We start from the raw sequence: 20732 nt of genomic DNA on the forward strand, positions 1-20732 counted from the left end.
GGGAACGCCCATGTCGGCGCACTGCCAGGTGACCGGACGCACTCCCGGATTCGGGAAGTCCGTGTCGCACTCCCACAAGCGCTCCAATCGGCGCTGGAACCCGAACATCCAGAAGAAGACGTACCTACTGCCCAGCGAAGGACGTCGCGTCACGCTCACGCTCTCGACGAAGGGCATCAAGACGATCGACCGTGACGGAATCGAAGCCGTCGTGGCCCGCATCCGGGGCCGCGGAGAGAAGGTCTGACCATGGCGAGAAACGAGATTCGCCCCATCATCAAGCTCAAATCGACGGCCGGAACCGGGCACACCTACGTGACCCGGAAGAACCGTCGCAACGACCCCGACCGCCTGATCATGAAGAAGTACGACCCCGTCGTACGGCGGCATGTCGAATTTCGAGAAGAGAAGTAGCGCGCGTGGCAAAGAAATCGAAGATCGCGAAGAACGAACAGCGCAAGGTGATCGTCGCCAGGTACGCCGAGATCCGAACCGAACTCAAGGAGACGATTCGCCGCCCCTCGAGCAGCGACGACGAGCGCGCACGGGCTCAGGCAGCCCTGCAGCGTCTACCACGCGACTCGAGTCCGGTAAGATTGCGCAATCGAGACGCTGCGGATGGACGTCCGCGCGGCCACCTGAGGAAATTCGGGCTCTCTCGCGTGCGTGTACGCGAGATGGCGCACCGCGGGGAGCTGCCAGGCGTCCACAAGTCGAGCTGGTAAAGGATAGTCAATGGCAGTCAAGAGATCACCGTCCAAGAAGCCCCGGCCGGTCGAGGGCCGCAAGCCCAAGAAGAACCCGTTGTTCGCGGCCAAGATCGAGCACGTGGATTACAAGGACATCAACTTGCTCCGCACCTTCATCTCGGATCGCGGCAAGATCCGTAGCCGCCGCGTGACGGGCCTGACCCCGCAGCAGCAGCGCGAGGTCGCCGTCGCCGTGAAGAATGCGCGCGAGATGGCGCTCCTGCCCTTCACGAGCCGGTAGCCACAAACCCACCCCGACCAACGTCACACAGGTTCAGCTCACGCGAACCGGTGTGACATTGGTCGGGAGCAGCGGCCGTGCAGTCCAACTGGACTGCACGGCCGTTCTGCTGTCCGGACACTCACACCGGGCCGTTAGTGTTCACCCATGCGCTCGAGGGAGAAGATTCTGGGCGCCGCGCTCGGACTGATCGAAGAGTCCGGCTTCGATGCGGCGTCGATCGCCGCCGTGTCCAAGTCCGCCGGCGTCTCCCGGCAGACCGTCTACTCGATATTCGGGAGCCGCGAGGAACTCGTATCGCAGGCCGTCGCGAGCGTGGCGATCGCGACGATGGGTGACCTTTTCGAGAAGCTGGACCCCGGCCGCGACGCCACCGAATACGTGGTCGACATGATCGTCCTCGGTCGAGCATCGATCCGCACTCACCCGATTCTCGCCTCCCTCTTCCGTTCCGAACAAGCCAATCCGGTGTTCGACGACGGCGTCGTGGACCGCACGAAAAACGTTCTGGAACAGATCATGTCACCACTGGCGGAGCGAAATTCGGCGGTGGCCGCAGACCTGGACGACATCCTCGAGATCGTCGCCCGACTGACCCTCTCGCTCGTCTTCTTCGACAGTGACGCCGTACGCACGGACGAGCAACTGCGCCGACTGCTGTACCGCACTCTGGGCCCACTGCTTCCTTGACACTTTACGGTTCGAGTGTCTAGTTTTCTTGCGTTCGGTCCGCAGGAAAGCACTCGACCCGTGATCGGGGTACTCGATGACCGCAGTCTCAAGGCGTTCGTTCCTGGTGGGCGCAGCCGCCGCCGGGGTCACCCTGGCCGCTGCGCCGCGAGCGCGCGCAGATACCGTTCCGCTCGTCCGAGAAGAACACCGGGTGATCGTGATCGGGTCGGGCTTCGGTGGTGGTGTCACCGCACTTCGGCTGTCCCAGGCCGGCGTGCCGGTACTCGTGCTCGAACGCGGGAAGCGCTGGCCGACCGGCCCGAACTCTGAGACGTTCCCCCACGCCTCCAACCCCGACCAGCGTATTCTCTGGCACAAGTCCTATCCCGAACTGTTCGGGAAGCCAATGCCTTTCGAGCCGCACACCGGGTTGATCGAGGCCGTGATGGGCGACAACATCTCCGCACTGTGCGCGGCGGGAGTGGGCGGCGGTTCACTCGTCTACCAGGGCATGTCTCTGCAACCAGCCGAAGCCGTGTTCAACACACACTTCCCCGAAGAACTCGACTACCGCACGATGTCGGCGGTCCATTATCCGCGCGTCGCGAAGATGCTCGGACTCGCGGAGGCGCCCGACGAACTGATCGACAGCCCGACCTACGCTGCGGCTCGAATCTTCGCCCGCAATGTACGGGGTGCCGGTATGCCCCTTTCCAAGATTCCGATGCCCGTCGACTGGAACTACGCGCTCGCCGAGGTGCGCGGAGAGATGAAACCCTCCTACACCAACGGCGACGGCGCACTCGGAGTCAACAACGGCGGCAAGCAATCCGTCGACGTCACGTACCTCGCGGCGGCCGAGGCGACCGGCCGGACCACTGTCGAACCACTGCACGACGTCACCTCCATCGAACGGGCCGAGGACGGCCGGTGGCGCCTGCACGTCGACCGCACCGATACGACCGGAAAAGTTGTCGAGAACAAGATCCTCACCACTCCCACACTCGTGATGGCAGCGGGCAGTCTGGGCACCACCAAGCTTCTCGTACGAGCCGCGGCCACCGGCGCCATCCCGGACCTGCCCGAAGCCCTCGGCGAAGGCTGGGGCACCAACGCGGACCGGATCTACGCCTGGAACGACATGACGGAGAACTTCGGTCTCGGCCAAGGCGGACCCGTCGTGTACGGCAGCCTGCAATGGGACGACCCGGGTTCCGCCATCACCCTCATCCAGGCGTCCATGCCCCCGCTCGGAGTGGACATGCACACCACGATGATGGTCGGCTACGGAGTGAGCGAGGGCCGCGGGCGCCTCACCTACGACCCTGCCGGACGCGATGTGGTTCTGCAGTGGCCCAAGGACGGCGACAACCGGATCCAGAACGAGCACATCGGTCCCGCGGCCGCGAAGATCGCCGGGCCGGGCGGTGTCCTGATCGACACCAACGCCGTCGTTCCGTCCACGTGGCATCCGCTCGGCGGTGCCTGCATGAACACGGTGTGCGATCTCGAGGGCCGGGTCCACGGGCAGCGCGGCCTGTACGTCCTCGACGGCGCCCTCATGCCGGGCAATACCGCCGCGTGCAATCCGTCGATGACCATCGCGGCCGTCGCAGAGCGCGCGCTGGATCACCTCGTCGAAAAAGATGTCGGGACGATCATCTGACCGATTCCGGTCAGACGAGGCCGGCCATGATCTCGTACGCCGCCGATTGGAGCGATCCGATCGTGTTCGAGAGGATCACCACTGCGCGGTGGCGATCACGGTCGAGCACCATGATGCTCTGGAAGCCGCCGGTACTGCCCGAATGCACGGTGTACGCAGCGCCCGCCACCTGCTCGACCTGCCAGGACATCGCGCCCTGCGCGCCGTTCGGCAGGGGCCAATGCGGAGTGAGTGCACCTTCGCCCGGCACCGTCCCGTCCAACAACTGTTGTGCATAGGAAGCCATGTCGTCGATCGTCGACCGAATGCCACCGGCCGGCGCGTACCCGTCGAGTGGCCACGGCGCCTGTTGCCGGCCGAGTGCGTCGAACCCACGGGAGGCATCCGCCGGAAGATCCGTTGCGCCGATCGGTAGCCAGGTGTCGGTCAGATGCATCGGTACGAGCATCCGCTCCGTGAGCAACGTCCGGTAGTCGGTGTCGGCCGCGACGGCCAGAGCCTGACCGAGCAGCGCGTATCCGAAGGTGGAGTACTGGTATCGGCCCGGCGTCCAGAGGGGAGTCTCGCGCGCCTGCTGGATCAACTGATCCCGGTCGAACGGAAACGGGTTGGTGGCGCTCACCCACCCGAACGCATTGGTTGCCATGTCCATCGTGATGGCGAACGGAGGAAGACCGGACCGGTGCGACGCCAAGTCCACGAGCGTGACATCGCCGACCGGCGAGCCGTCCAACGGCAGCAACTCGCCCAACCGCGTGTCCTCACGAACCTCGCCGCGCGCCACCGCGTCCATGAACAACTCCGCAGTGAACGTCTTTGTCAGCGAGCCGATTTCGTACTCCGTGTTGTTCTCCGCACCGAAATTCGCGAACGCCGTCTCCGGGCCGTCCACGACGGCGACGCTCACCCCGTGCTGATTGCCGCGCTCGAGAACGGGTTGCGCCAGCCCAATGACCGTGGGGTCACCGGACGTCGGCGGAGCCAAGGCCTGGGCGACGGGCGTCCCCACCACGAACCCGAACATGCACACCGCGGCCACCGCGGCGAATCTTACGAACATCGAGCCCACCCCTCGTCACACCGAGGCGTAGCGGCCTACGGTTTCCCAACCCACATTCATTCTCCTACGCGCGCTACCCGCAGCGCCAGACGCTGCACACTTTCTGCGGACGGCCTCCCGCCGATTCCCGGCGAACACCACCACCGGCGTAAAGTGCTCGACGGTTGCTCGGCCGATCACCGGGCCGAAAAGGTTCGGAAGGAATCGGTGAAGTAGTTGTCCGGCGTCATCGCGGGTTTCACCGTCATCTTCGTCATCATCGCGATCGGCTACGCGCTCGGTCGATTCGAGACCCTCGGTCCGGAAGGCGAGACGGTTCTCGGGCGACTCGTCTTCTTCGTCGCGACTCCGGCGCTGTTGTTCGACACCCTCGCCACATCCGACCTCTCGGTGATCTTCTCCCCGACACTCGCCGTCGCGTCGGCCACCGCGTTCGCCGTCGGCGCGCTGTACGTGGTGATCGCCAAGCTGTGGTTGAAGCGTCCGGTACCCGAGCTGACCATCGGCGCGCTGTCCTCGTCCTACGTGAACTCCGCGAACCTCGGTATTCCGATCGCCGTGTTCGTCCTCGGCGACGCCTCGTTCGTGGCTCCCCTGCTGTTGTTCCAAATCGTCGTCTACTCCCCCATCGCGCTCAGCATCCTCGACATCGCGGCCCTGCCCGGAGGTGCATCGAGATGGGAGACGATCAGCGCACCGTTCAAGAACCCGATCGTCGTGGCCGGCGCCGCCGGACTGTTGCTCGCGGTCACCCACTGGACGCCGCCCGAAGCATTGATGCAGCCGTTCCGTCTCGTCGGCGGAGCATCCGTACCCGGCGCTCTCATCGCGTTCGGTCTCTCGCTCTACGGCGTCCGGGTACTCGAAAAGGGCACGAGTCCCCGCCGCGACGTCGCCCTCGCGTCGGCCCTCAAGATCGTGGTGCAGCCGGTCTTGGCCTACCTCATGGCGCACTATCTGCTTGGGCTGGACGGGCACGAACTGTTCGCGATCGTCGTGGTCTCGACACTGCCCACCGCACAGAACGTTTTCGTGTACGCGAGCAGATACCGACGCGGCACCGTTCTCGCCCGCGACAGCGCATTCGTCACCACTCTGGCGGCTATTCCGGCGATCGCGATCGTCGCGGCGCTGCTCGCCTGACGGGAAGCTACGGTTGGTCATGCGTGTTTTCGCCCTCGCAGCGTTGATCTGCCTCACCGTCGCCGGCTGCTCGTCCGGCGACGAGAACGAGGCCGAACCACCGCCGAACCCCGAAGCCTCGACGACCACTTCCGATTCCGCCCCGACAATCCGGAAATCGCCCGTCGAGGAATTCCGCACAGCTTTCACCCCGCGGCCGGACATCGTGCGAGCGCGAGACACCCCGGTGGAGTCGTGGTCGGAGGTGAACCCGAACACCATCGCCTTGAACTTCACCACAGGCACCCCCCAGTGCTACGGCGTCGACCCCGTGGTGACCGAGACGGACACCACCGTGGAGGTCTCCGTGCGCACCGGCGTTCTGCCCGAGAAGGCCGACCAGATGTGCATCCTGATCGCAGTGATGGGCACGGTCGAAGTGCCGTTGCAGGCGCCCGTCGGCGACCGCACGGTTGTCGGTCGCTGACACGTGGGGCGATGGTTTCTCCAGGTCTGCGTTGCCACCGCACTCCTGCAAGCGGTGTATCACGCCGTCCGCGTGCTGGTGTCGTACCGGATCCTGGACCTCGGCGGCGACGCCACGACGGTCGGCGTCGTCACTGCCCTGTTCGCACTGACTCCTTTGCTTCTCGCCGTACGGATCGGCAGGGCCGTCGACCGGCACCACACTGCGACGCTCATGCGCATCGGTGTCGCGCTCACGGTTCTCGGCGTCATCGTGATTGCGCTCAGCGGGAACCTGGCGACCGTGGCAGCTGGAAACATTCTGTTGGGCTTCGGTCAGATCCTGGTGACTCTCACGGGACAGAGTTTCGTGTCGCTCCTGTCGCCGCCCGGTGAACTCGATCGAGGCTTCGCCGGCCTCACGCTGGGCGTCTCGATCGGTCAGGCCGTCGGTGTTCCGGCGGTGGGGTTGATCGTTTCCCTGAGCAGCGACGGTTCCGGCGTTCACACCACGCTTGCACTGTTCGCCATGGCCGCAGTGGCCGCGCTGTCCGTTCCGTTCGCCTTCGCGCTGCGCGAGCGCGACCCTTCCGAACCCGATGATGCGCGGGCCCTCCCACAATCGATGCCGAGCATGTTCGGGACTCCCGGTATGAAAGCTGCACTGCTCAGCAGCCTCGTCGTCCTGTCCTCGATGGATTTGGTCCTCGCCTATCTGCCGGTCCTCGGCAACGAGTTCGGGTTCGGGGTGATGACGGTGACGCTGCTCCTCACGGCGCGCACCGTGGCGACGATCGCCTCGCGAGCATTCCTGCCCCGCTTGCTGAATCGTGTTCCACGAGAACGGCTGCTCGTGTCCGCGACACTGTGCTCCGCGGTCCCGATGGCGCTGATCCCGTTTCTCCCCCACCCGATCCCGATCGCGCTGCTACTCGTGATCGCCGGCCTCTTCTGGGGAATCGGCCAGCCCCTCACCATGACGTGGGTAGTGGGACTCGTGGCACCGACCGACCGCGGCGCGGCCCTCTCCCTTCGCCTGACCGGAAATCGTCTCGGTCAGGTAGTGGTCCCGCTGGCCGCTGCCGGCGCTGCGGGCGTCGCCGGTGTGGCTTCGATCTTCGTGATCACGGGCGGACTACTCGGCGTCTCGGCCGCCACCACGTGGCGAGCAGTACGGGAGCCGAGCCCCTAGCTCTCGACCGATGACCGCAAGAGTTCGGCGCGAGTGCGGGGCATGTCGCTGCGGCCCCGTTCGGTGCACTTGACCGCCAGCACCTGATTGATCCCGAGCCGGTTTCCCTCGAACCCCAACGCCGCGCCGGCCATGTACAACCGCCAGACTCGTGCCCGCCCAGCGCTGCTGTGGGCCACCGCCTCGTCCCAATTCGCCTCCAGGTTCCGCACCCAGGCCCGCAGGGTCAGCGCGTAGTGCTCACGCAGAGACTCCACGTCGCGCACCTCGAAGCCGGCCCCTTCGATCGCCTCGATCATCGGCGCGAGCGGCAGAATTTCCCCGTCGGGGAAAACATAGCGATCGATGAAGGATGTTTTGGAGAACGTGGCGGGCGGACCCGGGCGCCGCGAAATCGCATGATTGAGCAGCCGCCCCTCCGGGCGTAGCAGCGCGAACAGGTCCGCGGCATAGGTCGCCAGCATCACGTCGCCGACGTGCTCGGCCATACCGATGCTCGAAATCGCGTCGTAGGGGCCGTCGGTGACGTCGCGATAGTCCTGGACGCGGATCTCCACCAAATCGCTCACGCCTGCGTCGACCATTCGCTTGCTCGCGTAGTCGGCCTGTTCCTTCGAGAGGGTGACACCGACGACGTGCGCGCCGTAGTGACGTGCCGCGTGCAGCGCGAACGTTCCCCAGCCGCAACCGACGTCGAGTACCCGCATCCCTGCGGTAAGGCCGAGCTTGCGTGCCACGAGATCGCACTTGGCGAACTGTGCCGCGGTCACATCTTCGCTCTGCTGGTCCCAGTATGCGCACGAGTACGTCATCGACTCACCGAGCACGAGCTCGTAGAAGTCGTTACCGACGTCGTAGTGGTGGCTGATCGCGGCGGCGTCACGGGCCTTGTCGTGCCGGCGCCCGCGTCCCGGCTTCATCTCCTCCGCCGGCGGTGCCGGCGGCGGACCGATGATCCCCAGGCGCAGCGCCGCTTTCGCCAGTGCCTTCTTCGTGTTCCCGTCGATCTGCACACCGGGGCCACGAGTCGGATCCGCTACCTCCTCGAGCGCGTCCAGGCCGGCGAGCAGGTCGCCCTCGATGTCGATGTCACCGGAGACGTAGGCCCTCGCGAAACCCAGGTCGTTGGGAGCCCACATCAACCGACGCAGACCACGACGATTGTTGATGCGCACCTGCCACTGCGCGTCCGGGGGTCCGCTCCGGCTCCCGTCCCAACACGCGATCCCGACCGGAACCTGGTCGCCCAGCACTGCACGAGCGAGCGGCGCCACCGTGTCAGCAACCGTCATACACACCTCCGTCGCAGGGTGTCTCCGACACTACCGGCGCGGTGGGAACTCGGTCACCGCAACGCCAGAATCGAATGTGCGCGTGTCGATCAGCTCGCCAGGAAGGCTATCGACGCCTACGCACATAGTCACCGACCACTGCCGCCCCGAGGCCGTCGAGACCGGGGGCCACCACTCGGCCGCCGACGCGCTGAGCCAGCCGGTCCACCACGCGCGCCAGGCCCGGATCGTCACCCAGCCGAAAGAAGGTCACACGGGCCCCGATACGAGCGACAGAATCCAGTTCCCGCACCGTCAATCCCAACGTCCGCGCGGTGGGCGGATAGTCGAAATGGGCATACCCCTCGGGTTCGAGGTGCGCGGTCGGTTCACCGTCCGTCACGATCATCACGACCGGTTGCGCGTTCGGGTGCCTGCGTAGATGGCGTTCTGCGAGCAACAACGCATGATGCAGGTTGGTGCCTTGCTCCCACACTCCGTCCAGGCCCGCCAATTCCGCCGGTGTCACCACCTGGGCGTGGCGACCGAACGCGATGATCTGCAACTCGTCACTTCGAAACCGCGTCGTCACAAGATGGTTCAAGGCGAGTGCGGTGCGCTTCATCGGCACCCAGCGGCCTTCCATCACCATCGAGAAGGACGTGTCGACGAGCAGCGCCACTGCGGCGCGGGACCGTAGTTCGGTTTCGGCCACCTCCACGTCCGACACCTGTAGTCGCACCGGAATCCGGCCCGGGTCACGCAACACCGCATTGGTGATCGTTCGAGTCACGTCCCACGGTTCCGTGTCCCCGAACTCCCATTCCCTCGACGCTCCGGTGGGCTCGCCGAGTGCCCCCGCCCGTCTGGTCTCGCGTTCACCACCGCGCGCCGAAAGTTGGCCGGCCAAGTCCCGCAACGCGGTCTGCCCCAGTTGACGCATCGCTTTCGGCGACAAGCGCCACTGCCCGTCCGCGCCGCGATCGAACAGTCCTTGATCCCGGAGTGCCTTCTCGAGGTCGGCGAGGGTGCGCGCATCGGCGACCGCGTCGTCACCCAACTGCCGAGCCAGAACCTCGGGGTCGATGTCGTCCAGCTGCGCACCCGCGTACTCCTGAGAGAGTTGCTCTGCCAGCGATTCGAGCTCGGCGATGTCCTGCAGCGCTCCGGTGCCTTCACCGAGACCCATTCCGTCGTCGCCACGGAATTGCTGCGAACCCTGCCAGTCCTCGCTCGGTCGAGCAGCCTGCAGGTGCCGGTCCAACCGGGCGAGCCTGTCGGCCAACGACGGATCACCGAAAGCCTGCTGTGCCAACGCATCCAGTTCGTCGCGCTGCTCCTGGGTCAGCGAGTTGCGAAGACGTTCCGCAGCCGCCGCCCGCTGCGCCAGAGAGTCCAGCAGTTCCTCGACATTGCGTGGATTCTCGGGAAAGAACTCGCCGTACTCGTCCATGAACTCGTCGAACTGCTGCTGAGTGTCGGCTCCGCGAGCATGATCTTCGAGTAGTCGATCGAGGCTGTCGAGCATGGCACCGATGCGTTCACGGTCCTCGTCGGTCGCGCCTTCGAGTGCCTGCTTCATCCCCTCGAACCGCTGGTCCAGCATTTCCCGACCCAGCAGATCGCGGATCTGCTCGTACTTCTCCCGAGCCTCGGCGGCGCGCCAGTCGTAATCGGCCAGATCCTGCACCGCCTGCGCCGTGGACGGCGGTAGCTCTTCGATGCGCATCTCCGAGAACCGCGCGTCGTCGTCAAGTGCCCGCGCCAGTTGCTTTCGCTCCTCGAGCACCGCCTCGTCCAGGAGCCGACGGACTTCTTCGAGGGTCCCGTTCAGGTTGTGCTTCTTCAACATCTCGCGGCGACGCCGGTGCGCTTCTGCCGCAAGCTCGTCCAGTCCGCGCATCTGCTCGCTTCCGCGGCGCAGGTACTCACGCAGCGCGTGCCGCGGCGACGTGCCGGCAAGTACGTCGTCCCCGATCGACGAGAGCGCCTCGCGCAGATCGACGGGCGGCGCCAGCGGATCGCCGCCTTCGTACGGGCCGTAACGCGAGCCGTGAGACATCAGGAATACACCGATTGCCCTGTCGAATCAGGGTTCTTGGAGATCCGCCGAGCGAGGTAGAGCCCCTCCAGAGCCAACTCGGCGGCAGCGGCACGCTCACCGTCCGACTCGGCACCGAGTCGCTGCGCCAACTCGTCGAGCACGTCCAACTCGGGGAGTTCGTTCAACAGTGCCTTCGCGGTGATCCGCTCGCCCGTCACGACGGGATCCCCCTGTTCGACAGCAGCCACGAGAGATGCCAGATCGATGCCGCCCAGGCGACCACGCACGGTCTCCATGGTCGCGCGGCGAAGGAGATGCGACAGCACCTCGAGCTCACGGCCCTCTTCACCGGACTCGAACTCGACCTTGCCGCGCAGCACCTCCACCACGGTGTCCAGATCGACGGGCCTGGCCACCGGCTCCGCCTCACCGAGCACTGCCGCACGATGCACCGCAGCCGCGCCGACCGTCTCCGCACCGGCCACCGCGAATCGCGCAGACACACCCGATCGCTGATCCACCGAGGTCGACTCCCGCAACAATCTCGTGAAACGAGCCAGGATTTCGAGGAGGTACTCGGGCACGGTGGCCGTCAGTTTCGCTTCCTGCTCGATCACGGCGATCTCGTCACCGAGTTCGGACGGCTAGTGCGTGCGAATCTCCGCACCGAAGCGGTCCTTCAACGGGGTGATGATGCGGCCGCGGTTGGTGTAGTCCTCCGGGTTGGCGCTCGCCACGAGAAGCACGTCCAGCGGGAGCCGTAACGTGTAGCCGCGCACCTGGATGTCGCGTTCCTCCATCACGTTGAGCAACGACACCTGGATGCGTTCCGCCAGGTCCGGCAGTTCGTTGATCGCAACGATTCCGCGATGTGCGCGCGGGACGAGGCCGAAGTGGATGGTCTCGGGGTCGCCGAGGCTTCGACCTCCCGCGACCTTCACCGGGTCCACGTCTCCGACGAGGTCGGCGACGGAGGTGTCGGGAGTCGCCAGCTTCTCCGAGTAGCGCTCACTGCGGTGACGCCACCGGACGGGCAGCGCGTCGCCAAGTTCGTCCGCCCGCCGAATCGAGGCGGGTGTGATGGGCTCGTACGGATGTTCGCCGAGTTCCGAACCGTCGATCACCGGTGTCCACTCGTCCAGCAGCAGGTTCAGAGTCCGGAGCAGGCGCGTCTTGCCCTGACCTCGTTCACCGAGCAACACCACGTCGTGGCCGGCTATCAACGCGCGCTCGAGTTGTGGCGACACGGTGTCCTCGAATCCGACGATGCCGGGCCACGGATCGCGACCGTCTCGGAGAGCCGCGAGTAGGTTCTCGCGAAGCTCTTCCTTGACGGTGCGATGCACGTGGCCCGACTCGCGAAGCTCACCCACGGTCGAAGGACGCTGTGCCGATGGACGCTGTCCGGTGGAAGTCACCACTCCAAGCTACGAGGGTTCACCGGAAACGTCACGCGATCACCGACTGAGCGGCATCACACTACGAACCCGCTTGTCGCGCAGGTAGAGCGCACCCCACACGACGATCCCCACGTAGACGGGAAACAGAGTCTCCCCGAAGAGCGAGGACTCGACCCGCATGTGGGTGAAGACCGCGCCGCCCAGGTATCCGGTGAGCAGGACCGCTCCGAGGAACGCAGTGGCGGGAACGACGTACAGCACCGTGCATACCAGCAGCACCACCCCGATCCACACGACGATGCTCTCGGGAATCCCCAGGTCCGGTAGCGAATCCTTCACGGCCTGCGCCTTGGTCAGCTTCCCGAACGCGTCGAACAGGAAGAACAGCGCCAGCAGGGTGGTAAGCACCCACCCGACCTTGACGCCGATTCCCGCCTTGCCCTTCACTGGCGAGGCCACTGTGCTCATGGCTGTTCACCGGCGGCCGCGGCGGGGTCCATCCACATGATCTCCCAGAGGTGCCCGTCCGGGTCCTGGAAGCTGCGGCCGTACATGAAACCCTCGTCCATGGGCTCGTTGGAGAACAATCCGCCGGACGCGAGGGCCTTGTCCGCAATGGCGTCCGCTGCTTCGCGGCTGTCTGCGGAGATACAGAGAATCGCCTCGGTGCTCTTGGTGGCGTCGGCGATCTCCTTCTTGGTGAAGGTCGTGAAGAACGACTCGACCAGCAGCATGAGATGGATTTCTTCGCTGACGACGATGCACGATGCGTTGTCGTCGGAGAACGTGGGATTGCGCTTGTAGCCGAGGCCCTCGTAGAACTCGGTGGACTTGCTCAGATCCTTCACCGGCAGGTTGACGAAAATCATGGTGGACATCAGGTTCCTCATTTCGTGTGCAACGAATCCAGCAGTGGAGTGGTGCTTCAGATCACCCTTTAATGTTGCAAAATGAAACCACTAGATGTCAATAGGCAACTTTGATCTACAATCAGAACCATGGCTAAGCAAGGTTATGGGCAGTACTGCGGCCTGGCGCACGCACTGGATCTCGTCGGTCAGCGGTGGGCGATGCTGATCGTCCGCGACCTTCTGGTCGGACCACGCCGCTACACCGACCTCCGGCAAGGTCTTCCGGGAATCCCCTCGAACATCCTGTCCACTCGTCTCAAGGAACTCGAGGAATCGGACGTCATCGAGCGCCGAGCCCTACCCAGGCCGTCCAACGCGGTGGTCTACCAACTCACGGACTACGGCCAGGGCCTCGAGGAAGCCGTGAAGGCGCTCGGGCGATGGGGGGCGCGAACACTCGGCGATCCGCGCCCGGAAGACGCGATCACCGTCGACTCGATGGTCATGGCGTTGCGATCCACCTTTCACCCCGACCGTGCACGCGGCACCGACCGCACCTACGAACTACGCCTCGGCGACATCGTCCTCGCAGCGCACGTCCACGACGGATCGGTCGAGGTCACCGAAGGTGCGGCCGCGGCCGCGGACCTCGTCATCACCACGGGGCCTGCAATCAAGGCCATCATGGCCGGCGAGATCACCCCCGACGACGCAATCGAGCAGGGCAGCGTCGCCGTCTCCGGAGACACTGCCCTGCTCGAGGAATTCGCGCGAACGTTCGCGATCGATCAGGCGTAGGCGAGTACGTCCACGCGGTCGAGGGAATCCCACACCATCTCGAAGCGCTTGTGAGTCATCTCGTCCGCATCTGCGAGCAGGGCCATCAGCAGAAGTCGTGGATTCGCCTCCCAAGCGAAGGCTGCATCTGCCACCACCCGATTGGAGAAGAGGCCCGAGCGGGCGATGGAATCCACCCAGTCGTCGACCTCGCCGTTGTGAATGCGGGCCACGGACTCGAGGCTGTACGGCCCCGCCAGGAAGTCGAGCCCGAACACCGCGCTGATGTAGTCACCGGGAGTGAAGGTCGTTGCGTTCGAGGACAGGTTCGCTGCGCTCATTGTGGGCCGCCTTTCCTATGCTGCGAGAAACTTTCTCGCTGCTGTCGAACTGATGAGAACGACATTAGGAGCGGGTTTTGTGAGGACCGTAAACCTTTTCTGAGAGCTCGGACAGTTCACGAAACGACGGTCCGAACTGGTAGACAGGGCGGCATGTCCGACAACGAGATCACCTTCGACAGCGGCGACGTCACACTCCACGGAAGCCTCCGGATCCCGGAAGACTCGAGCAAGGCCCCGGCGGCCCTCATCCTCGCGGGCAGCGGCCCCACCGATCGCAACGGCGACAGCGGCCTGCTGGCCGGTGATATCGGAACCCTGCGTCACATCGCGGATGTTCTCGAGAAGAACGGCTTCGCGAGCCTGCGCTACGACAAGCTCGGCAGCGGAGAGACGGCGCTCGGCCCGTACGAGGTCGACGACATCGCAGAACTCGGATTCAACACCTTCGTGGATGCTGCATCGGCCGGACTCGACTTCCTCGCTTCCCAGGACGGCGTCGACGCATCCAAGGTGGTCGTCATCGGACACAGCGACGGCGCGCTCGTGGCCATGGCGCTCGCCACCGGCAAGGATTCGTCCCGTGTGCGCGGCCTCGGGCTCCTCGAGCCGCTCAGCGTTCGCCTTCTCGACCTGTTGACCACCCAGATTCATGCGCAACTCGACGCGGTGGTCCAGACGAACCAGCTCCCTGTCGAGCTGGCCGACGAACTTCGGCTCGCACTCGCCGGCGCGGTCGAGTCTCTGCGCAGCGACGGCACGATCAGCGACGAACTGCCCGAGCCGCTTCGCAACGCGGGCCTCGTACATGCGAACGCCAAGGCACTCGCCGAAGAAGATGCCCTCGATCCGCGCGAACTCGCCGGGTCGCTGCCCGCAGACTTCCCAGTTCTCACCAGCTGCTCGGACAAGGACATTCAGGTCGACGCAGCAGACGTCGACGGTCTCGACTCCGCGCTCGCACACACCAACCTGGTGTCGGTTCGTATGCGCAACGCCAATCACGTCCTCAAGGACGTCGGAGACGAGCCGTCGACGGGTGCCGATTACGTTGAACCACTCCCCTACTCGGCCGAGTTCACCGAACCGTTCGAGCAGTGGCTGACCTCGCTCTGATCGCCGCCGTGCCTACTCGGTGACGGCGCCGCCCAGTGCCCCGAGCAGTGCGCTGGCCAGATCCGAGGCGAGTCCGATGTTCTCGTCGTTGACGAGATCCTGAAGTCCCTCGACCCCACCGGCCTCCATCAACGGCTTCAGCATCGCCAAGACTCGCGACAGGATCTCGGACGAGTCCGAGGTCTCGTCGTCGGCACCGGGCTCCGTGGACTTCGGTGTCTGCTGAGCCTTCGGCTGCTCCTTCGGGGTCGTCGGGGTTGCCTTCGGGGTCGACGGTGCGGCCGGTTCTGCCTTCGGCGTCGTCGGTGCTGCCTTGTCGCCGCCGGGTGGTGTGGCCGCGGCGGCCGTGCCCGCATCCGCGGCCGGTGTGTCGGCTCGCGTCAGCAGGTCCGTGACGATGCCGGTCGTGATCGCGATGGCATGCTTGACCTGGCCGTCCGGACTCTCGAGAGCCGCAGCGTCCTCGGGGTTCGCGCCGTTGCCCATCTCGACGAACACGAGCGGTACCTGAGTCAGCGCCGGCCCGGCGATGTCGGCCCGAGTCTGAATCCCGTCGACGACACCTGCGTAGTTCGCGGGAACCATGCCGTTGGTCTTGTACGCGTCACGCATCGCATTGGACGCGGCCAAGCCGGCACCCGACTGCGCAGCGTCCGCCTTGGCGTCGGGAATCGGCAAGGTCGGGACGATCATGTGGAAGCCGTGATTCCCCGCGTCTTCACCGACTGCGGTGGAATCGGCGTGGATGCTGACCGCAAGGTCGGCGCCGGACTCGCTGGCCGCCCGAGCACGCTCGTCGACGCAGCCTCCCCATCCGGTGTCGTCCTGGCGGCTCTTCTGCACGTTCGCTCCGAGACTCTGGAGACTCGAGGCCACCATCTCCGAGATCTTCCAGTTGATGGTGTGCTCGGGGACGCCTCCGAGTGACGTCATGCCGGTGGTCTGGCAGTCCTTCGTCCCGCCACGACCGTCGTCGACCTGCTTGGCGAGGTCCTGGCCGTCGGCCGACCCCTGGTGCCCCGGATCGAGGAAGACGGTCTTGCCTGCGAGTTCGTTACCAGCGGGTGCGGCGGGGGCCGGCGGTGCCGGTTCGGCATTGGCGGCCACCGGAACGAGAACCGATGCCCCTACGGCAACGGCGCAGAAGCCAGCCCTGATTGCACTTTTCTTCATACGGAAATTGGACGATCGATGTGCGATCGCCACTCTCCTTCCACATCACACGGCAGATGCCACTCGAGTCACATCGCCCACAAGTGAAACACCAACCACAGTGGTAACCGCAAGTTCGCCACCGGATCGAAAGCAACCTGTGACCTGGAGAATCGGGCATGAACGCCGGGCGACAAGCGTCTCACCACCGAGTATTCGAAGTGCAAAGCGCACGGACTCGAGGTAACGTCGTTGGCCAATCAGCGATACACCGGATGAAAGGTACGGCCATGATGCAGCTTCACGCGCTCGTCGGCTCCGTAACTTCCTGGCATCGCGACGCCGCAGACAAGCAGATTTTCAAGCGTAAGACCCCCCGAGAATGACCAGACTCAGTCGATCCGTTCTCGGGCACCCCAGGCAAACGCCTCGGGTGCCCTTTCTTTTACCTTTCACTTTCAGGAGAACCACATGAAACTTCGTATCAACGAACTGTCCACCTCGCCCCCGTATCTCGATCTACCCGACGACCTCACCGGCTATGCCGTGACACTCGACCTCTCACACGCCGAGGCAGGCGACGAGGCCGGGTTGGGCGCACTGATCAGTGAGATCCGCAGTCGCGGCGCAGCACGAGTCGTGATCAGCGGATCCCGCCGTGAACTGATGGGAACAGGCCAAGCCGCCTGAGCACCGAGAACACAAAGCCCGGCCCGGCCGCACTCGAGCGGCCGAACCGGGCATTGGATGGAAATCAGTGCGCGAAGTGACGCGCACCAGTCAGATACAGGGTGACACCGGCTTGCTTCGCGGCGTCGATCACCTCGTTGTCCCGCACCGAACCACCGGGCTGAACAACTGCACGAACGCCACCGTCGAGAAGGACCTGCAGTCCGTCCGGGAACGGGAAGAACGCGTCCGATGCGGCAACCGAGCCCTTGGCCCGATCACCGGCGCGCTGCACGGCCAGATGTGCGGAATCCACGCGGTTGACCTGGCCCATCCCGACTCCGACCGACGCGCCGCCGGAAGCCAGCAGGATGGCGTTCGACTTCACCGAGCGGCAGGCGCGCCAGGCGAATTCGAGATCCTTCAACGTCTCGGCGTCCGCTGCCTCACCGGTGACGAGGGTCCAGTTGCTCGGATCGTCACCTTCGGCGTCGAGAACGTCGCGCTGCTGCAGAAGCGCACCACCCGACACCGGGCGCAATTCGATTCCGCTCGGTGACGGCGCTTCCGCGAGGAGAACGCGAATGTTCTTCTTCCGCTGTAGGACTCCCAAGGCTCCGTCCGCGTAGGACGGCGCGATGATCACCTCGGTGAAGATCTCGGCGACCTGCTCCGCCATCTCGACGGTGACCTCACGGTTGGCCGCGATGACGCCGCCGTAAGCGCTGACCGGGTCGCACGCATGCGCCTTCCGGTGTGCTTCGGCGATGTCCGCACCCACGGCGATGCCACACGGGTTGGCATGCTTGATGATCGCCACAGCCGGGTCCGCGAAGTCGAACGCGGCACGCCAGGCTGCGTCACCGTCGGTGTAGTTGTTGTACGACATCTCCTTGCCGTGGAACTGCTGCGCCTGCGCCAGACCGGCCGGTGCGGCAGCGTTCACGTACAGCGCCGCTGCCTGGTGCGGGTTCTCGCCGTAACGCAGAACGGTCGATCGCTCCCAAGTGGCGCCGGCCCACGCCGGGAAGTCGGACTCGGTCTCGGGTGTCGCGACGGCAACACTGTTCATCCAGCTCGCCACCGCCACGTCGTAGGACGCCGTGTGCTGAAACGCCTGAGCAGCGAGAGCCGTGCGCTCCGCGAGGGTGAATCCGCCACCCGACACGGCGGCGAGCACGTCCTCGTACTTCGCCGGGTCCACCACGACAGCCACGGACGGATGGTTCTTGGCGGCAGCCCGGACCATGGACGGCCCACCGATGTCGATCTGCTCGACACACTCGTCGGGCGTCGCACCGGAGGCGACGGTCTCGGTGAAGGGGTACAGGTTCACGATCACCAGTTGGAAGGCCTCGATGCCGAGTTCGTCCAGCTGCGCAAGGTGCTCCGGCTTGCGAGTATCGGCCAGAACACCGGCGTGCACGCGCGGGTGCAGGGTCTTCACGCGGCCTTCGAGGCACTCGGGGAATCCCGTCAGTTCCTCCACCCGGGTCACCGGAATGCCGGCATCTGCGATCTTGGCGGCGGTCGAACCGGTCGACACCAGCTCCACCCCGGCTTCGTGCAGGCCGGTGGCCAGCTCGACCAGCCCGGTCTTGTCGTAGACGCTGACAAGTGCGCGGCGCACAGCCTTGCGTTCACTCACTGGGGATCACGGCCTTTCGTCCATCGGATAGAACTCCATGGGTGGCGACGGCGGCGATGACCTCCGCCAACAACCGTCGCTCCACAACTTTGATGCGCTCGTGCAGCGTCGACTCGTCGTCGTCTGCGAGCACCGGGACCGATTCCTGGGCCAGTACCGGCCCGGTATCGATACCCGAATCCACGAGGTGCACGGTCGACCCAGAGACCTTGACGCCGTAGGCGAGCGCGTCGGCCACTGCCCGAGCACCGGGGAAGGCGGGCAACAGTGCGGGATGCGTATTGACGATCCGGCCACCGAAACGCTCGAGGAAGGCCGGGCCGAGGATCTTCATGAAGCCCGCGCTCACGACGAGGTCGGGCTCGAAAGCAGCTACCCGCTCGGTGAATGCCGCGTCCCAGGCTGCGCGATCGGCGTGGTCTCGCAGCGAAACCTCGAAATGCGGGATCCCGGCCTGCTCGGCCTGCCCACCTGCGCCGCACTGCCGATCCGTGCCGACCGCCACGATATCGGCGGGGTAATCGTCGACGCCGGACGCGTCGATCAGAGCTTCGAGGAGAGTGCCCGCACCGGAAGCGAGTACGACGACCCGCGCCGGCGTCGGCGGCCGCACATGTACCCGCGGGGCAGTCAGCGCTCTACTCCTGAGAACTCGAAAGGTGGCAGCCGAGATCATCGACCACCCCGAAGCCTAGTCGCTGGGGGTGTGCCTGCTCGTCGGCAGGTCGCCTTCCGTCTCGTCGGAGTGCTCGTCGGAGGGCTCGTCGCCCTTGTCGGCCGCGGCCCCCTCCAACTCCTCCACTTCGGCATCCACGACCTCGGTCTCGGCCGGAGTGGGGCTCTCGTCCTCCGCCTCGATCGCACTACTCGCGTCCGGGTCCTTCACTTCTTCGTCCTCGACGATTTCGGCTTCGAGAACGCGACCCGGCGCACTCGCGGCCGAAGCGGCGGCGGGGCGCGCGGTCTTCTCACTCCCCTGCTCGAGCGCCTCCGGCGCACCCGACGGCGTGGCCACGATCGCCTCCGGATCGGTGGGCTCCCCGGGCTGCTGGGGTTTGTCGGACGGGTCAGCCGGGGCCTCGTCGGCAGGCGCGCGACGCGAACGCACCCACGCGACGGCAACCGCCGTCACCGATCCGGACAACGCAAGCCACACGAACGTCAACAGGCCGAACGCCCACCAGTTGAGGTCCACTCCGCCGAAAGTGCCCAGATCACCACCGGCCATCAGGCCCGCGAATGCCGCAACCACGCCGACACCCGCTGCCGCCGCCAACACGGTGAACAGCGCCTGCTGACCCGAGACCGTGCGTCCGCAATCTCGGCCAAGAAATATTCCGATCACGAAAGGCACGGCCAACAGGATCGGCCACAAACCACCGGCGGGACCGTCCGGCACCGCAGCAAGAACCGGTAGCGGTGGCAACGCCCCGCCGACGTCGCCGAACACACTCACCGACACGTCGCCGATACGGGCGGTGGCTCCGGTCAGCGCCGCAGTCGCTCCGATCACGACGTTGGGGAGATACAGAACCGACAGCACCGTGAGCCCGAGCATGCCGAGGACGGTTTCACCGCGTTCGAGCAGTTCACCCGTCGTCGACCACGCGAAGACCATCGACACCAACACGGCCAGCGCACCGACTCCGACGAGGGCCGCCAGCGCCCTCGCGGCCGGACGGATCGCCCCGAGGACCCAGGCCGGAACCGATTCCTGCACGTTCGGCCACAGGGACGTTCCCAGTCCGATCGCGAGCGCGACCCCGTGTACCGCGAGCGTCCACAGCACTGCCACCACCAAATTCGGGGTGGACAACGGGATGACGACGGAGGCGTCCGCAATCACCGCCATGGCTGTAAGAGTGATCAGGAAGGGACCTGCCAGCGACGCACCCGCCACGCGAAGGATCCAGTTGCGAGAACTCGCCGAATTCACCGCGCCGGCACTCCCCTTGACGGAGAACCAGACCATCAGCACCGTCGGCAGTATCGGCAACACGCCGAGCGTCGTGTCGTCGATGGTCACGGGAACCTGATGGATGGCGAGCCACATGGAGGCAATCGCACCGAACGTTCCGGTCAGATCACTGTTGGCGGCCATCAGAGTGACCACCACCAGCACGGACAACAGCACCAGTGTGACCACAGCAGGACGGAACGCCGCAGTCAGCAGCGTCCGCACCTCATCCGGGTCCGTGCCTCGGCGGCCGCGGGTGGATTGCCGCTGCGCACGATCGATCAAAGAACTCATCCCCTCGAGAATGGCACCTCGGCGACGGCAGACCCCTCAGGCGCG

General features: G+C 65.5%; 22 protein-coding genes and 1 pseudogene. 12 read left to right on the forward strand and 11 right to left on the reverse strand.

Going from position 1 to position 20732, the window contains the following annotated elements; genetic code table 11:
- Positions 1-10 precede the first annotated feature (10 nt).
- The 6 genes from rpmB (at position 11) to ACZI8R_RS12900 (ending at position 3328) form a co-directional block, all read left to right on the forward strand.
- The gene (rpmB, locus tag ACZI8R_RS12875) at positions 11-247 is read left to right on the forward strand and encodes a 50S ribosomal protein L28 (RefSeq protein WP_463380229.1); all 237 of its coding nucleotides are present in this window, start codon (positions 11-13) and stop codon (positions 245-247) included.
- Positions 248-249: 2 nt separating this feature from the next.
- Entirely contained in the window at positions 250-414 is a 165-nt protein-coding gene (gene rpmG, locus ACZI8R_RS12880) for a 50S ribosomal protein L33 (RefSeq protein ID WP_463380021.1), read from the forward strand.
- A 5-nt stretch (positions 415-419) separates the two neighbouring features.
- The gene (rpsN, locus tag ACZI8R_RS12885; protein ID WP_463380022.1) at positions 420-725 is read left to right on the forward strand and encodes a 30S ribosomal protein S14; all 306 of its coding nucleotides are present in this window, start codon (positions 420-422) and stop codon (positions 723-725) included.
- Positions 726-735: 10 nt separating this feature from the next.
- Entirely contained in the window at positions 736-990 is a 255-nt protein-coding gene (rpsR, locus tag ACZI8R_RS12890; RefSeq protein WP_378578135.1) for a 30S ribosomal protein S18, read from the forward strand.
- Positions 991-1137: 147 nt separating this feature from the next.
- The gene (locus ACZI8R_RS12895) at positions 1138-1680 is read left to right on the forward strand and encodes a TetR/AcrR family transcriptional regulator (RefSeq protein ID WP_463380023.1); all 543 of its coding nucleotides are present in this window, start codon (positions 1138-1140) and stop codon (positions 1678-1680) included.
- 76 nt (positions 1681-1756) lie between these two features.
- On the forward strand, positions 1757-3328 hold the full coding sequence (locus ACZI8R_RS12900; protein WP_463380024.1) for a GMC oxidoreductase: 1572 nt from the start codon (positions 1757-1759) through the stop codon (positions 3326-3328).
- Between the two features lie 10 nt (positions 3329-3338).
- Here ACZI8R_RS12900 and ACZI8R_RS12905 read toward each other — a convergent pair whose 3' ends face one another.
- Positions 3339-4388 (reverse strand): serine hydrolase domain-containing protein, encoded by a 1050-nt coding sequence (locus tag ACZI8R_RS12905; RefSeq protein ID WP_463380025.1) that lies wholly within the window; start codon positions 4386-4388, stop codon positions 3339-3341.
- Positions 4389-4604: 216 nt separating this feature from the next.
- On the opposite strand from ACZI8R_RS12905, the gene ACZI8R_RS12910 reads away from it, so the two are divergent.
- The 3 genes from ACZI8R_RS12910 to ACZI8R_RS12920 are packed head-to-tail and all read left to right on the forward strand — an operon-like array spanning position 4605 to position 7167.
- Entirely contained in the window at positions 4605-5531 is a 927-nt protein-coding gene (locus tag ACZI8R_RS12910; RefSeq protein WP_463380026.1) for an AEC family transporter, read from the forward strand.
- 19 nt (positions 5532-5550) lie between these two features.
- On the forward strand, positions 5551-5997 hold the full coding sequence (locus ACZI8R_RS12915) for a hypothetical protein (protein WP_463380027.1): 447 nt from the start codon (positions 5551-5553) through the stop codon (positions 5995-5997).
- Between the two features lie 3 nt (positions 5998-6000).
- A complete protein-coding gene (locus ACZI8R_RS12920; protein WP_463380028.1) occupies positions 6001-7167 on the forward strand; it encodes an MFS transporter in 1167 nt (388 codons plus the stop codon).
- Here ACZI8R_RS12920 and ACZI8R_RS12925 read toward each other — a convergent pair.
- From ACZI8R_RS12925 to ACZI8R_RS12945, 5 genes and pseudogenes are all read right to left on the reverse strand, one after another.
- A complete protein-coding gene (locus ACZI8R_RS12925) occupies positions 7164-8459 on the reverse strand; it encodes a class I SAM-dependent methyltransferase (protein ID WP_463380029.1) in 1296 nt (431 codons plus the stop codon). The two genes, ACZI8R_RS12920 and ACZI8R_RS12925, sit on opposite strands and share 4 nt — an antisense overlap.
- Before the next feature lie 106 nt (positions 8460-8565).
- A complete protein-coding gene (locus ACZI8R_RS12930; RefSeq protein WP_463380030.1) occupies positions 8566-10500 on the reverse strand; it encodes a vWA domain-containing protein in 1935 nt (644 codons plus the stop codon).
- A pseudogene (locus tag ACZI8R_RS12935) lies at positions 10500-11900 on the reverse strand (ATP-binding protein). The gene ACZI8R_RS12930 and the pseudogene ACZI8R_RS12935 overlap by 1 nt, the downstream one beginning before the upstream one ends.
- Positions 11901-11939: 39 nt before the next feature.
- Positions 11940-12350 carry a DoxX family protein gene (locus ACZI8R_RS12940; RefSeq protein ID WP_463380031.1) on the reverse strand — a complete coding sequence of 137 codons (411 nt, stop codon included), beginning with the start codon at positions 12348-12350 and terminating at the stop codon, positions 11940-11942.
- Entirely contained in the window at positions 12347-12760 is a 414-nt protein-coding gene (locus tag ACZI8R_RS12945) for a VOC family protein (protein ID WP_463380032.1), read from the reverse strand. Before ACZI8R_RS12945 ends, ACZI8R_RS12940 begins: the two co-directional genes overlap by 4 nt.
- Positions 12761-12880: 120 nt before the next feature.
- Between ACZI8R_RS12945 and ACZI8R_RS12950 the strand changes: the two genes are divergently transcribed.
- Positions 12881-13531, forward strand: coding sequence for a winged helix-turn-helix transcriptional regulator (locus ACZI8R_RS12950; RefSeq protein ID WP_463380033.1), 651 nt, complete (start codon positions 12881-12883; stop codon positions 13529-13531).
- Here ACZI8R_RS12950 and ACZI8R_RS12955 read toward each other — a convergent pair.
- Positions 13522-13851, reverse strand: coding sequence for a hypothetical protein (locus ACZI8R_RS12955; protein ID WP_463380034.1), 330 nt, complete (start codon positions 13849-13851; stop codon positions 13522-13524). The two genes, ACZI8R_RS12950 and ACZI8R_RS12955, sit on opposite strands and share 10 nt — an antisense overlap.
- A 153-nt stretch (positions 13852-14004) precedes the next feature.
- On the opposite strand from ACZI8R_RS12955, the gene ACZI8R_RS12960 reads away from it, so the two are divergent.
- Positions 14005-14967, forward strand: coding sequence for an alpha/beta hydrolase (locus ACZI8R_RS12960; protein ID WP_463380035.1), 963 nt, complete (start codon positions 14005-14007; stop codon positions 14965-14967).
- A 12-nt stretch (positions 14968-14979) separates the two neighbouring features.
- Here ACZI8R_RS12960 and ACZI8R_RS12965 read toward each other — a convergent pair whose 3' ends face one another.
- Positions 14980-16140, reverse strand: coding sequence for an N-acetylmuramoyl-L-alanine amidase (locus ACZI8R_RS12965; RefSeq protein ID WP_463380036.1), 1161 nt, complete (start codon positions 16138-16140; stop codon positions 14980-14982).
- A 450-nt stretch (positions 16141-16590) separates the two neighbouring features.
- Between ACZI8R_RS12965 and ACZI8R_RS12970 the strand changes: the two genes are divergently transcribed.
- Positions 16591-16809, forward strand: coding sequence for a hypothetical protein (locus ACZI8R_RS12970; RefSeq protein ID WP_463380037.1), 219 nt, complete (start codon positions 16591-16593; stop codon positions 16807-16809).
- Positions 16810-16873: 64 nt separating this feature from the next.
- On the opposite strand, the gene purH is transcribed toward ACZI8R_RS12970, so the two are convergent.
- The 3 genes from purH to ACZI8R_RS12985 are packed head-to-tail and all read right to left on the reverse strand — an operon-like array spanning position 16874 to position 20687.
- Entirely contained in the window at positions 16874-18436 is a 1563-nt protein-coding gene (gene purH, locus ACZI8R_RS12975; protein WP_463380038.1) for a bifunctional phosphoribosylaminoimidazolecarboxamide formyltransferase/IMP cyclohydrolase, read from the reverse strand.
- Positions 18429-19112 carry a phosphoribosylglycinamide formyltransferase gene (gene purN, locus ACZI8R_RS12980; protein WP_463380039.1) on the reverse strand — a complete coding sequence of 228 codons (684 nt, stop codon included), beginning with the start codon at positions 19110-19112 and terminating at the stop codon, positions 18429-18431. The genes purH and purN overlap by 8 nt, the downstream gene beginning before the upstream one ends.
- Before the next feature lie 15 nt (positions 19113-19127).
- Positions 19128-20687 (reverse strand): cell division protein PerM, encoded by a 1560-nt coding sequence (locus ACZI8R_RS12985; RefSeq protein ID WP_463380040.1) that lies wholly within the window; start codon positions 20685-20687, stop codon positions 19128-19130.
- Between the last annotated feature and the right edge of the window lie 45 nt (positions 20688-20732).

The sequence above is a fragment of the Rhodococcus huquni genome, assembly GCF_055231055.1.

Coding starts and splice junctions, on each gene's coding strand:
- rpmB (WP_463380229.1), top strand. CDS start 11: ATGTCGGCGCACTGCCAGGTGACCGGACGCACTCCCGGATTCGGGAAG.
- rpmG (WP_463380021.1), top strand. CDS start 250: ATGGCGAGAAACGAGATTCGCCCCATCATCAAGCTCAAATCGACGGCC.
- rpsR (WP_378578135.1), top strand. CDS start 736: ATGGCAGTCAAGAGATCACCGTCCAAGAAGCCCCGGCCGGTCGAGGGC.
- ACZI8R_RS12895 (WP_463380023.1), top strand. CDS start 1,138: ATGCGCTCGAGGGAGAAGATTCTGGGCGCCGCGCTCGGACTGATCGAA.
- ACZI8R_RS12900 (WP_463380024.1), top strand. CDS start 1,757: ATGACCGCAGTCTCAAGGCGTTCGTTCCTGGTGGGCGCAGCCGCCGCC.
- ACZI8R_RS12905 (WP_463380025.1), bottom strand. CDS start 4,388: ATGTTCGTAAGATTCGCCGCGGTGGCCGCGGTGTGCATGTTCGGGTTC.
- ACZI8R_RS12915 (WP_463380027.1), top strand. CDS start 5,551: ATGCGTGTTTTCGCCCTCGCAGCGTTGATCTGCCTCACCGTCGCCGGC.
- ACZI8R_RS12925 (WP_463380029.1), bottom strand. CDS start 8,459: ATGACGGTTGCTGACACGGTGGCGCCGCTCGCTCGTGCAGTGCTGGGC.
- ACZI8R_RS12930 (WP_463380030.1), bottom strand. CDS start 10,500: ATGTCTCACGGCTCGCGTTACGGCCCGTACGAAGGCGGCGATCCGCTG.
- ACZI8R_RS12940 (WP_463380031.1), bottom strand. CDS start 12,350: ATGAGCACAGTGGCCTCGCCAGTGAAGGGCAAGGCGGGAATCGGCGTC.
- ACZI8R_RS12945 (WP_463380032.1), bottom strand. CDS start 12,760: ATGTCCACCATGATTTTCGTCAACCTGCCGGTGAAGGATCTGAGCAAG.
- ACZI8R_RS12950 (WP_463380033.1), top strand. CDS start 12,881: ATGGCTAAGCAAGGTTATGGGCAGTACTGCGGCCTGGCGCACGCACTG.
- ACZI8R_RS12955 (WP_463380034.1), bottom strand. CDS start 13,851: ATGAGCGCAGCGAACCTGTCCTCGAACGCAACGACCTTCACTCCCGGT.
- ACZI8R_RS12960 (WP_463380035.1), top strand. CDS start 14,005: ATGTCCGACAACGAGATCACCTTCGACAGCGGCGACGTCACACTCCAC.
- ACZI8R_RS12965 (WP_463380036.1), bottom strand. CDS start 16,140: ATGAAGAAAAGTGCAATCAGGGCTGGCTTCTGCGCCGTTGCCGTAGGG.
- ACZI8R_RS12970 (WP_463380037.1), top strand. CDS start 16,591: ATGAAACTTCGTATCAACGAACTGTCCACCTCGCCCCCGTATCTCGAT.
- purN (WP_463380039.1), bottom strand. CDS start 19,112: ATGATCTCGGCTGCCACCTTTCGAGTTCTCAGGAGTAGAGCGCTGACT.
- ACZI8R_RS12985 (WP_463380040.1), bottom strand. CDS start 20,687: ATGAGTTCTTTGATCGATCGTGCGCAGCGGCAATCCACCCGCGGCCGC.